Below are 11863 nucleotides of genomic sequence, written 5' to 3' on the forward strand. Positions count from 1 at the left end.
GAAGCAGCCCCAGATTCACTTATCTATCCCCTTCGCTGATCACTGTCTCGCGATACTCAGGATCTGCCTTTATCTGCGCCTCGGTAAACGGAATCACTGCCAACTGCTTGGCCGAGAACGCCTTGGTCTGGTCATGCGCATGCGCCGAGCCCGCCTCGCTTGACTGTGAAAACGCCAGCAGCCCGCGCGCCTGCGGCCCTTGTTCGGTAAAGCTGACCAGTTGCAGGTAGCTGGTACCACTGACCACCAGGCGCTTGCCCGGCCCATGCGGCACACTGTGGATCGCGTTGTACACCCCAAGCCCCTGCGGCCCGCCAGGCACCGGCGTACCATCGATAGCCTGCTGCACCTGCCCCCAACGGCTGTCGCCCCCTACCCCGCTTTTGGCCACATGTTGCTGGGACGCCAGCGCCGCCTGGTGCAGTAGCTTGCGCACTGCCGCCTGCTCGACCGCCAGGCCACGCGGCGTATGCTGCGGGTCGGCCGGGTTGAACGCTACCCGCCAGCTTTCAGGGTGAGCCACCAGGGCCTCAAGCATGTTTTCGAAATGCACCAGGCCAACGCCGCTGTCCAGGTCTGCCTTGCCATTCCAGGCGACCAGGCTGGCACAGACAGGCTGCACATCTGCCTCGGCATCCTTGCACCACGCCAGCAGGTCCGGCAGCAGCAGGCTCGCGAGGTAGACCTCATCATCCATCACCATGCGCTGCAGGTCGTCCACACCCAACTTGGCCGTGCCTTGCAGGCGCTGCAGGGCAAACCGCCCACGCATGCCGAGGGGCTGGTCATCGCGGCTGACCAGCGGCGAAAACCCGGTCAACGGCTGAGCCGGGTTGGCCATCCAGGCAGGGTCGTTGGAGTTCTGCACGAAGTCCTTGCGCTCGAGGCTCGGCAGCAATCGTGCGGGGAAGATGCCGGGCTGCGCCGCCTGGGCGTCGACCTTCCACTGGCAGGCACTGCGCGAACCATCGAGCACCACCATGCGCCCTTGCGCCTTGGGGTTGCCGCACTCACTCAGCAGTTGCTGGTCGACGTACGGCACCACCGACTGGTTCAGGTACAGCGCCCCGCCCCCCTCATCGACAGCAAGCGTGTTAACCCAGGGAATGCCCTGCAACTGCTGCACCGAACCCTTCAACGCGTCCAAGCTGTCGGCGCGGTTGATACGGTACCACTGCTGCAGCACCCGCGTGTTGCCCAGGTTGGCGTCGCGCAGGCTGTAGGCCGCGTGCGCGTCCCAATCCAGGCGCCCAGGCCATTGCACCACTGGCCCGAATTCCGAGCTGTAGACCTGGCGTTCTACCTGGCTCAAGGTGCCATCCTCGGCCTTGACCGTAACGCTGACAGCCTGCCGCATCAACGGCAGTGACTTGCCATCGAGCATGTAGCGGGTCGGGTCCTTCGGGTCGAGCTGAAGGCGATAAAGGGTGAAATGGTTTGATGTGTCGACCGTATGTGTCCAGGCCAGATGCCGGTTGAAGCCGATGTTCACCACAGGCAAGCCCGGTAGCGCCGCCCCCATCACATCCAGCTGGCCCGGTATGGTCAGTTGCATCTGGTAGAAGCGCATGCCGCCCATCCACGGGAAGTGCGGGTTGGCCAGCAGCAGGCCACGGCCATTGGCCGAGCGCTGCGAACCGACGGCCACCGCGTTGCTGCCGCGCTCCGAGGCAAAACGCTCCTGCCGGGCCAACGCCGTGGCAAAGCCTGTGGCCTCGCGCTGGCTGGTCAATGAGGGGGGCTGTGCCCCTGCCAACGCTTCGGCGAATTGTCCTACGCCCCCCTCAGCCAACAGGCGACGGGTCAACTTGATCAAGTCTTCGCTGGTGATCGGCCGCACCCAGTCACCCTTCCCGCACTCTGCCGGCAGGCCTTGGCTGCGGCGCTCGGCGAGGGCACGGTTGAAGCCGCGTGCATAGCCATCAAGTAGGTCACGCACCGGTGCCGGTTGTGCCTGCAGAAATGCCCCCACAGCGCTCGGCGTATTGAGCCAGGTGAAGAACAGGTCGCTGGCAAGGTTGTCCCGTTGCTCGACGGTCTTGGCCTTGGCACCGAAGTGCCGCGATCGCTCGCCGCTGACCGTCAGCACTTCGTTGGCCAACAGGCACAGGTTGTCCTGTGCGTAGGCATAGCCGATGCCATACCCAAGGCCGCGCTCATCCTTAGCCACGATGTGCGGCACTCCGTAGCTGGTACGCCGGATCTGGGCACTGGCATCCGTGCTGGCGGGCTGCGCCAGCGCGGCAGTGCTGAAGGCGACCAGCGCAGCCGCCAGGCCTGCGCTGGTCATGGGACGAGAAATTGAGAACACGGGCACACCTCGGATCCAGGGGTCATCCCGATCAGACGAATGGCTGAATGAAAATTTTACGTATTACAAGGCGATAGAACGTCTTGAACAGGAAAGGCATATTTTTTCTCGAGCGGGCTGCAGATTTTCCGTTCTCATTCGTCCTAGTAAGTGAGGCAACCACATTTCGGGTTAGTCCACGAAAAGGAGCATTCACATGTACAACCCGCAACCCTCAATGCAGGCTGCACGCGTACCCGGCAAAGCGCCCAAGGGACAGGACGTTTTCGCCGAAGAACGTGTCGGTAACGAACAGATTCGCGAACTTTTACGCACCTTTGGCTTGCGCACCAGCCTGATCCGCTTGAAGGTGATCGATGCGCTGCATGCGGCCGACCGTAATGGCCGCAGCATTGGCGTGCGTGGCGTGCACGCGCAACTGGAACAACTGGACATTCCACTGTCGTTCCTGAGCGTGCGCGAAGTGCTCAAGCGGCTGTGCGCCGAAGGCGTCATCAACCTGGGCAGCGACAAATGCTACAGCCTCAACCCCCAGGCCCGCGCCGTGCTGGATCAAGCGTCCCCACGCTGAGCGTACGGCCGGCCACGCCTGGCCGGCCCGCACAGGTCAGGGCTTGACCTTGCGCCGCAGAATGCCGTTGATGACTACCACGACCACCGCAATGGCGATCGCCAGCAACTGGAAGGTCTGCTCACTGATCGTGCCCTGCTTTTGCAGGTGGGACAGGCCAACCATGAGGCCCAGTACTACCAGGATGATCAGAAGTGAATATTTGAGGCGCTGCACGTGTGTCATTGAAAGTTCCTTGCAACATCAGGGGCAAAAGGCTCGCAACGAGCCGCAGCAATGATACAACGCCCACCCGCACTGGCGCTGCATTTCCTGCTTAGTGTGGTGCCACTCGCCTGAAAGCATGGGCCCTCATCGCCCGTGCCGGAGGCACTATGTACAAATCCCTGCTGCTTGCATCTCTTGCTGTGACGCCCTTACCTCTTTACGCGCTGGACACGCGCCAGACACCCCCCGAACAGTTGCTCAAGCTAGGCAGTGAACTGGCGACCAACGCCGGGTCCAGCCAATGGCAGCAACTCTGGTACAGCGTTCGCGAAGCGGGTTACCTGCAGGCTCATGCCTCCCAGGTGCACTTCACCGTGCCGGCAACCCTGTTACCGGAGTTGGCCCGACAAACACTGGCACTGGCCGACCAGGTGCACGCAGTGAAGCAGACCCGGGCACTTTATCGCCGAGATTTTTCAGATCGCATTGTAGGAAAACGCGCCGAGCATGCATTCAACGCGCTGTGCCTGCTGGTCGACTGGCGCGCCCTGCCCCAAGGCATGAGCACGACCCCCAAGGCATACCTGAGAAGCGCAAGCCTGTTGAGCCTCTATCCGTGCGACTGAGGGTCACTGACCCAGCAGGTAAGCCATGGCGTGTCACAGCGGGAATTCACCGGCTGCAGCGAATAGTTGAAGGCATGTCCTACAAGAAGGGAAATCACTGCCTGCAAACACTGTTCAACGAGGCTACAAACCCAAGCCTATATGGCGCCTAGCGACGCACCTTGGCTCTACCTGAGAATTCGGTCACACCTTCGACACAACGCCGCAGGTGATCGCTTACCGCATCTACACCGAACGAAGGAGCGTCTTATGGAGTTACCAGACCTTACCCGGATAGAGATCAGCCAGTTACCCCACTCACTGCAAGCGCTGATCGACTGCATCGGTATCGACAATGCATTCCAGCTCACCTGCGCCTATGGCGGCAGACCCAAATACATCCCCAAGCACCGCGAGCGCACCAAGCTCGCCGATGTGCTCCCGGCCGACGCGCTCGATGCGCTGATCAAGCGCTTCGCTGGCGTTGCCCTGGAAATCCCCAAGGCCGACCACTTCATGCGCCAGTTGCGCAACCTACAGATCCAGCAGGAAAGCGCCGAGGGCTTGTCACGCAGCCTGCTGGCCGACAAGTACGGCCTGAGCCTGCGGCAGATCGGCAATATCCGCCGACAGGACCCCCTATGTTCACTAGGCGATAACCCTAATGGTCGCCACTGACGGCTACGTTTGCAGCACCCATTAAAAAGAGAATCCAGCTATGTCCCTAGACAACAGCCTCATCGGATCCGTCATCAATGCCTTGCCGATGGACCGCATGATCGCAGGCCCCCTGCAAGCCATGGTTCAGGCACAAGTTACCGCAAGCAAGTCCTACGCCGACTTCCTGATGCAAGTGTGCGTTCAGGAAGGCAAGGCGGTCGCCATACAATTCGACTACGACGAAACCATCGTCGATGAACAGGGTGAGTACCAAGGCGTCGTCAGCAAAACCATGAAAGTGCCGCTGGTAGCGGCGATCACCCACCCGAACATCGCCATCGAGGAAGGTAATGTCGAGTTCGAACTGACCATCAACCAGATGTCGGAAGACGTGGCCGACAAGAACCTGGCCGCAACGGCAACCGGGTCGCTGGGTTGGGGGCCATTCAAGCTCAACGTCAAGGGCAGCATCAGCCACAAGTCCACGCAAACCCGCAAGACCGACACCCGCGCCCGCTACGCTTTCAGCACGACCCTGAAGCGCCAAGACCCGCCTGAAGCGATGATGAGGGTCATCGATTTCCTGACCGAGGCTGCCACCAAACCCACTGTCGTCAAGTCCGCAAAGCTGAATAGCCCGGATATGATCTCGCAAGCCGACACGCTCAACGGCCTCGCGAACGGCAGCAAATCAACGCCTGGGGCACCTGCGGCTAACTGAAGTCGGTAACGATCGCCCCCTCGCAACAGGGGGCACCCCCTGAACCCAGGAGCCGAACGTTTGGACAAGTCCCCCGCCCCCATGACATCCATCGACCTGCGCGAGATCACACGCGGCCTGCAAGAAGCCGCCAGCGCCACCAACAGCCTGATAGCTCAGCAGTACATCAATCTGTTCGATCAATTCTTCGACTGCGACACCGAAGCACTGGGTGCGCCCATGAAGGCCAAGATGGTCGAAATCGCCATGGATGAGCAGCACATCATGCGTGTGCCCTTGTTTGCGCTAGTGTCGCCCAAGGGCCTGGCACTTGAGCGCATGCAGGTTGACCTGTCGGTCCGCGTCAAGGGCACCGAGGCGCAGCAAGCGCTGCAGGCGGCCAGCGCGACGAACGCCGCCAGTTTCAAGGTGACCATTGGTGGCCAGGGCCGTCAGGGTGACAGTCGCGACCCTGACGAGGTGCAGATCCGCATGCAGTTCCAGGCCAGTGAGCCGCCTGAAGCGCTTAACCGGCTGATCGAGGAATACACCAGCCTGATCACACCGGTGCGCATAGCTAAACCCACACCCTCGCCTACTCCCGATACCAATGAATTCGTCGAAGCTGCCACGGTCCGCTGACCGCGGCGATCAGAAGTCCCGTTTGTAGAAGATGTCCAGCGAGCTTGCCAAGCCGCTGGCAGCCTCCAGGTACACCATCCGGCTCAACTTGTAGCGCAACGCGATGGTGTTGGCAGGCTCGAACACCCCTACCCCGTAACGCAAGCTCAGCTTCTCGGTCAGGTTGCCGCTGGCGACCACACTGGTGGTATTGCCTGAGCCTTCGGTATCCAACTGGAAATCATCGATACCCAGGCTCGATGCCAGGCTGCCGGTAATGCCGGCACTGCCTGCCAAGCCCAAGCCCAACGCGGCCTCGGCGAGCATGTTGTTGTCCTCACCCGACGTGCCCAAAGGGCGACCCAGCACCAGGTACGACAGCGCCTGTTCCTGGCTCATGGCAGGTTCGGAGAACACCTGCGTGGTGGGCTGCTCGGCACTGCCGCTCAAGCGAATACCGGCAATCACATCATCGACTTTGCGAATCGCTTCGATGTCCAGGTACGGCTGGTCGAGCGGGCCGGCAAACAGCAAGCGCGCCCGGCGTATGGTCAGGCGCTGCCCGTAGGCGCGGTAACGACCATCGGCCAGGCTCAGTTCACCGCGGGTATCGAGGTTGTCGCCGATATGCACGTGGCCCAACAGGTTGGCCGTGAGGCCAAAGCCTTTGAACGACAGCTTTTCGCGCCCGACATCGACATCGATGTCCATGGCCATCGCCATGGGCGGCTTGCCCTCTTCGGTCTGATGGCCAACGATGACGGTGTCATCAGACACCTTCACCGTCGAGGGCGGCAGCTCGCGTACCGTGATCTTGCCTTTTGGCACCTGCACCTTGCCGGTTATCGCCAGCTTGTCGTCGACCAGGCGCAGGTTCAGGTCCGGGGCGACTTCCAGCGTCGCATAGGGCTCAACCGTCACCGGCAATTGTTGCCCCTGCAAACGCAGGTCCATGCCCAAGGCCTGGCCCCAAGTCAGATTACCGGACAGTTGCCCGCGCCCCGCTTCGCCGCTGCGCCAACCGCCGTTGAGCTGGACCTGTTCACCCGCGATCGTAGCCTGCAGCGAGAGGTCTTGGAGGCTAACCGGCAGTTCGGCACCACTGACCTCGCCCTGGCTCAGTACCAGGTTGCCGTTGACCTGCGGTGCCAGCAGCGTACCCGACAAATTTCCGCTGCCATTCAACTGCCCGGCCAGGCGTTCGACCATGGGCACGAACGGTCGGGCGACGGACAGGTCCAGGCCCGCCAGGCGGAAATCGCCCGACAATGGCTTGTTCTTGCCCAAGGGGTCGAGGCGGGCATTCAGGCTCAGTTCGCCCAGGCGCTCACCCCGGAAATTCAAGCGGGTGTCGATGCGGCGAGGTGCCAGGGTGCTGTCCAGGCGCAGCGCCTGATAAGGGAAATCGATCCAGCGCCCCTTGTCGCGCACGCGCAAGGTGCCGCCACTGGCGTCGACAACAATGTTGCCTTTCGGGCCGCTGGCCGGGATATCCAGGTTGACGTCGGCATTCAGCAGGCCCTGCCAGGCAAAGTCCTTTGGCAGCCACTGGGCCAGGCTGTCCAGCGGGAACTGTTTAAGGTGGTAGCGCAAGCGCGGCTCAGGCGCCAGGCGCTGGTCATCACCACACAGGCTGGCCTGGCCGGAACGCCAGCAATGGGCGCCAAAATCCAGCTGGCCGCTGGCCAATCGCTGCAGGCGTGCCGGCGCCTGCAACTGCCAATCCTGGCCTCCGGCCTGGATTCGGCCACTGGCAAGGCGACCACGCCAATCGCCTTTGTTCAACTGGCCGTCCAGACCCAGGTCCAGCTTGAGCTGCGGGCCGTCGAGCGCCAGGGTCAGGGCTTGCTGGCGAATGTCACCTTTGCCATCGGCCTGCAAGGTGCCCAGTGCGGTGTCACCGAGTTGGATGCCGCCGGCCTTGAGGTCGATCACACCACGTTGGGCGCTGTCCAGGCGTGCGTCCAGGTCCAGGCGCTGAATACGGTTTTCGGCCTGCGCCAGCTGTTGGCCCTGCAAAGTGAGCGTACCTTGGGGCGCCTTCAAGGTCCCGGCGACGTCCAGCCGGCCCTTGACCTGCCCTTGCAGCCTGGGCCATAGCTGCCCCAAACGCGGCAAGTCGAGATCCACGCGCCCGGCCAGCCGCTGTTGCAGGCTGCCACTGCCATTGATGCGGTTGTCACCCAGCTGGATAGCCAAGGCTCCGAGCGTCCAGCTTTCCCCAGCCCCTTGGGCTTCGACCTTGAGCACTGCCGGCTGCCCGCGCAGGCGGCCTTTAAGGTCGAGCTGGGCATCGAGCTTGAGTGCATCCCCCTTCATTTCACCTTTGCTGCGCAGCGGCCCGGCCAGGGTGCCGGGCAGTTCGGCAAGCCAATACGCGGGGTCGAGCGCCGAGAGCTGCAGGTCGACATCCCACGCCAGCGTATCGGCGAAGCGCACCGCGACGCTGCCTTCGGCCTTGCCTTGCCCAGCGCTAAGCGCCAGCTGCGGCAGTTTCACCTGGTTCAAATCACCTTCGAACGGGCTGGCCAGGGAAAACGCCCCCGCCGGGCCGTCGAGATCACCCTTGAAGGTGCCTTGATAGTTGCCATCGCGGTAGTGGACCTGGGCATTGAATTGCTTGAGCGTGACGTCAGGCGGCGTCTCCAGCGGGTACAGGCGCAACCACGGGAAGTCCAGCCAATCGAGCTGGGCATCGGCTGTCAGGCCCTGTTGCCAGTCGGCACTGGCCTGCAGCTTCAGCCGCTGGTTATCGCTGGCGTTGAGGTCCAGGGCATCGACCTTGGCCCCTTTGCTATCCACCCGCCCGGACAGGACCAAGGCAATCGGTGACTGCTCAGCCGGCAAACTGGCCGAGCCCGACAATTTATAGCCCTTGAGCAAATCACCTTTGGCATTGAGCTCAAGCTGATTGAACTGCAGGGTGTCCGGCAGCGACCCGGTTGGTTTGAAAGCGTCGGAACGGATCTGCAGCGTTGCCGGCAGGTGCTCGGCCAACGCTTGTAGCTCACCGTTCAGCCGTGCATCGAGGTAACCCGAGCTGGTGCCTTCGAGAGTGAGGGTTTTCTGCAGCTCGCCTTGCGCGGTCAACGCCAGTTTCCAGCTTTTACCCTCTACCGAAGGCAGCTGAACTTGCCCTTGCAGCTGCAGCGGCCAATCGCCCTCAGGTTGCAGGTCGCCTTGCAGGTCCAGGCGCAGGTCATCGCGCTGCAGATGCAGGCGGTCGATGCGCATGCCCGTTTGGGTCCAGTGGGCGGCCAGTTGCACATCACCCAGCAGGTCGCTGCCGTCGAGTCGCAGTTGGCCGATCTTGACCTCGCCCAGCTCGATGGCGACCGGCAAGCGCAGGGCCGGGAGTTGCAGCGGGCCGCTTTCAGCCGGTGCATCGCTGGGTGCAAACGCCATGTCGATGCGCTGCGCCTGCAGTTGATCGATACACAAGGTGGCACGCAGCAGGCACCCGGGCGACCATGTCAACAGCGGTGCCTGCACCTCGACCCGATTACCGCCCTCCACCCAGCTCAGCTGGCTGGCTTGCCAACTGCCCGCCAGGCGCCCTTGGAAGTCAGCGACCTGCAACCCCGGCACCCTGGCCAGTGCCCAGCGGCTGCCGCTTTCGGTCCCCACCAGCACGCCCAGCGCCAGGCCCACGGCCACTACCCCGCCGAGCACGCCCAGCAGTACGAATTTGAACACACGTGTCACAGCTCAGGCCCCATGGAGAAGTGCAGGCGAATACCGCCCTCGTCATCGAGGGCCTTGGCAAGGTCCAGGCGCAGTGGCCCGACCGGTGAAACCCAACGCACACCAATGCCCACCCCAGTCTTCAGGCTTGGCAGCTCGAAGGTGTTGAACGAGTTGCCCTGATCGACAAAGGTTGCCACGCGCCACTTTTCAGTCAGTGAGTACTGGTACTCGACGCTGCCAGCCACCAGGTAGCGGCCACCGATGCGGTCGCCGTCGCTGTTTTTCGGCGACAAGGTCTGGTAGTCATAGCCACGCACGCTCTGGTCGCCACCGGCGAAGAAGCGCAGCGATGGCGGGATGTTGTTCTTGTAGCCGTTGGTGGCGCTGCCGCCGAATTGCACTCGGCCGAGGAAGCGATGGTTATGGCCAAGCGTGGTCAGGCCCTTGAGCAGCACGTTCCCGTGCAGCAGGTTGGTGTCGGAGACCAGGCCTTCCTTCGCCACCTGGGTATCGAACTGCAGGCGGTAGCCATTGTGCGGGTCAATGCGGTTGTCGCTGCGCAGGTACGAGAAGCTGACGCCCGGCATCAGCAAGTTGCTCAGCCCCGAGTCATCGCCCAGGCGGTACTCTTCACGCTGGTACTTGAGCGAGATGACCCGCTGCCAACCACTGGGCAACTTGCTGTGCCATTCTGGCCCGACGGTGAGCAGCTTGCTGAGGGTGTCGGTACCGGCGAGTTCCTCGTTCTGGTAACCACCGGCAAAGCGCAGTTTGTCGGTCAGCGGCGGGTCGAGCGGCACGTCATACCACAGGCCGACGTTCTGCCGAGGTGCCGACAGTTCGGTTTCCCAGCCGTAGCTGTGGCCCTGAGGGTTGACCCAGTGTCGCGTCCAGTTGGCCTTGCCACGGGGGCCGACGTCAGTCGAGAAGCCCAAGCCCAGGCCCATGGTGCGTGGTTTGCGGGTTTCCAGGCGGACCTCCACCGGGATGTCCTCGCCCACGGCGGCAGTCGGCGCGGCGTCTACCCGCACACCTTCGAAGTAACCACTCGATTGCAGGTCGTTGTTGAGTTCGGCAATCAGCTCGGAGTCATAGGGCGTGCCTGGCTTGAACGAGACCATGCGCTGCAGCAGGTCTTCATCCAGCGGTGTATCACCACCAAACTTGACCGCGCCCAGGCGGTAGCGAGGGCCGCTTTGGTAGACCAGTTCGATGTCGGCCACGCCGGCCTGGGGGTCGACCGCCAGGCGTTGGCGGCTGAAGCGGCCGGCGAAGAAGCCATAGCGTGAAGCCTGGTTCTGGATCAGCCGTTTGGCATCTTCGTAAAGCCCATGGTTAAGCTGCTCCCCAGCGCGCAGTGCCTTGCTGTCGGGCACCCGAAACGCCTTCATCTCACTGGCAGGCCCTTCGATGCGCACCGTCACGTTGCGCAGGCGCACAGGCTCGCCGGGGGCGATCTGGATTATCAATTGTGGGGCTTGGTCGGCTTTGGCGGGAGGCTTGACCTCGGTATCGATCTGGGCTTGATAGTAGCCAAGTGCCTGCGCGGCTTTGCGCGCCTGCTCCTGAGCCCCGCGACTGAAGCGCAGCAGCGCTTCTTCATCGCGGTCACCCAAGTTGCCGATATAGCCTTCGACATTGGCCTTGAGCGCTTTGTTGGCTGGTTTTACCTTCACCAGCAACTCGCTCTGGCCCCATGCTGCGAAACTGGCGACCCAGAAAACCAGGCCCCAGGTTAATCTTCCTGAATACGTCATGCGGGGCATGCTACCAGAGCCGGGCGCTCAAGGGAGCCGTCTGGCGGCTTGTCAGGCAAAAGCGGAAGTTGAAGACACGGGGTTGGGATGGAAGAACACCCTTTCTCGGATCGGCCCTACGGCAACCTCGCCAATTTCTTCATAGCCCTGACGCTGGTAGAACGCCAGGTAGTGCTCATTGCCGGTGTCCAGCACCACGCCCTGGGTGCTGGGGTCTTCCGCGCACCAGTCATGCACAGCTTGTAACAATTGCTCGCCGTACTGGCGCCCCTGAAATTGCGGGTGCACGCCCAGTAGAGGCAAGACGTGCACTTGGTCTGTAGGCAAGCAACTGGCCAATGCGGCCTGGTAGTCCATGTAGCGTCGCGTGCAGCGCAGGCCGGTACCCAGCATCATGCGCAAACGCCAGGCCCAGCTGTCGGCCACCCCCAGCCTGCGCAGCGGCGGCACGATCAGGGCCAGGGCAATCAAGCGGTCATCCAGCAACAGGCCAATGGCCGGCAGTTGCAGGTAAAAGTGCTGGCGGACCCATTCACGCACCATCACGCGCAGGCGGCGCTCATAGCCTGGGCGCTGCGCCTCGAAAATGTAAGCAAAGGTAGGTTCATGGCGGTAGGCGTTGTACAGCAGCGAACGCGCCTCACGGCTGTAGCCGTCGTCGAGTTGGCAGATACGCGCCGGCGTGGCAGTGGTTTCGGGCATTGCGGGCAGTCCTCCTGGAATGGGCTTGCAATGCCTTGGAGT

The 11863-nt window shown here is 62.5% G+C and carries 10 protein-coding genes; 5 read left to right on the forward strand and 5 right to left on the reverse strand.

Annotated elements, in window-relative coordinates:
- Positions 1-19: 19 nt before the first annotated feature.
- Positions 20-2311, reverse strand: a complete 2292-nt coding sequence (gene pvdQ / locus AC5PZ0_RS10190) for a bifunctional acylase PvdQ (protein ID WP_493854836.1) — start codon at positions 2309-2311, stop codon at positions 20-22.
- 196 nt (positions 2312-2507) lie between these two features.
- On the opposite strand from pvdQ, the gene AC5PZ0_RS10195 reads away from it, so the two are divergent.
- A complete protein-coding gene (locus AC5PZ0_RS10195; protein WP_085273484.1) occupies positions 2508-2882 on the forward strand; it encodes a fe2+ zn2+ uptake regulation protein in 375 nt (124 codons plus the stop codon).
- A 36-nt stretch (positions 2883-2918) separates the two neighbouring features.
- Here AC5PZ0_RS10195 and AC5PZ0_RS10200 read toward each other — a convergent pair whose 3' ends face one another.
- Positions 2919-3107 carry a hypothetical protein gene (locus tag AC5PZ0_RS10200; protein WP_027594812.1) on the reverse strand — a complete coding sequence of 63 codons (189 nt, stop codon included), beginning with the start codon at positions 3105-3107 and terminating at the stop codon, positions 2919-2921.
- Between the two features lie 149 nt (positions 3108-3256).
- Here AC5PZ0_RS10200 and AC5PZ0_RS10205 point away from each other — a divergent pair, with 149 nt between their 5' ends.
- From AC5PZ0_RS10205 to AC5PZ0_RS10220, 4 genes are all read left to right on the forward strand, one after another.
- Positions 3257-3715, forward strand: a complete 459-nt coding sequence (locus AC5PZ0_RS10205) for a hypothetical protein (RefSeq protein ID WP_493854837.1) — start codon at positions 3257-3259, stop codon at positions 3713-3715.
- A 249-nt stretch (positions 3716-3964) separates the two neighbouring features.
- Positions 3965-4372: a Mor transcription activator family protein gene (locus tag AC5PZ0_RS10210; RefSeq protein WP_493854838.1), complete on the forward strand. Its 408-nt coding sequence runs from the start codon at positions 3965-3967 to the stop codon at positions 4370-4372.
- A 40-nt stretch (positions 4373-4412) separates the two neighbouring features.
- Entirely contained in the window at positions 4413-5075 is a 663-nt protein-coding gene (locus AC5PZ0_RS10215; RefSeq protein WP_493854839.1) for a DUF2589 domain-containing protein, read from the forward strand.
- A gap of 60 nt (positions 5076-5135) precedes the next feature.
- Positions 5136-5696 (forward strand): DUF2589 domain-containing protein, encoded by a 561-nt coding sequence (locus tag AC5PZ0_RS10220; RefSeq protein ID WP_493854840.1) that lies wholly within the window; start codon positions 5136-5138, stop codon positions 5694-5696.
- Between the two features lie 9 nt (positions 5697-5705).
- Here AC5PZ0_RS10220 and AC5PZ0_RS10225 read toward each other — a convergent pair whose 3' ends face one another.
- The 3 genes from AC5PZ0_RS10225 to AC5PZ0_RS10235 are packed head-to-tail and all read right to left on the reverse strand — an operon-like array spanning position 5706 to position 11821.
- Positions 5706-9380 (reverse strand): translocation/assembly module TamB domain-containing protein, encoded by a 3675-nt coding sequence (locus tag AC5PZ0_RS10225; protein ID WP_493854841.1) that lies wholly within the window; start codon positions 9378-9380, stop codon positions 5706-5708.
- Positions 9377-11119, reverse strand: coding sequence for an autotransporter assembly complex protein TamA (locus tag AC5PZ0_RS10230; RefSeq protein WP_027594807.1), 1743 nt, complete (start codon positions 11117-11119; stop codon positions 9377-9379). The genes AC5PZ0_RS10225 and AC5PZ0_RS10230 overlap by 4 nt, the downstream gene beginning before the upstream one ends.
- Before the next feature lie 51 nt (positions 11120-11170).
- Positions 11171-11821 (reverse strand): GNAT family N-acetyltransferase, encoded by a 651-nt coding sequence (locus AC5PZ0_RS10235; RefSeq protein WP_027594806.1) that lies wholly within the window; start codon positions 11819-11821, stop codon positions 11171-11173.
- Between the last annotated feature and the right edge of the window lie 42 nt (positions 11822-11863).

It is taken from the genome of Pseudomonas sp. 5.2 (genome assembly GCF_059025405.1).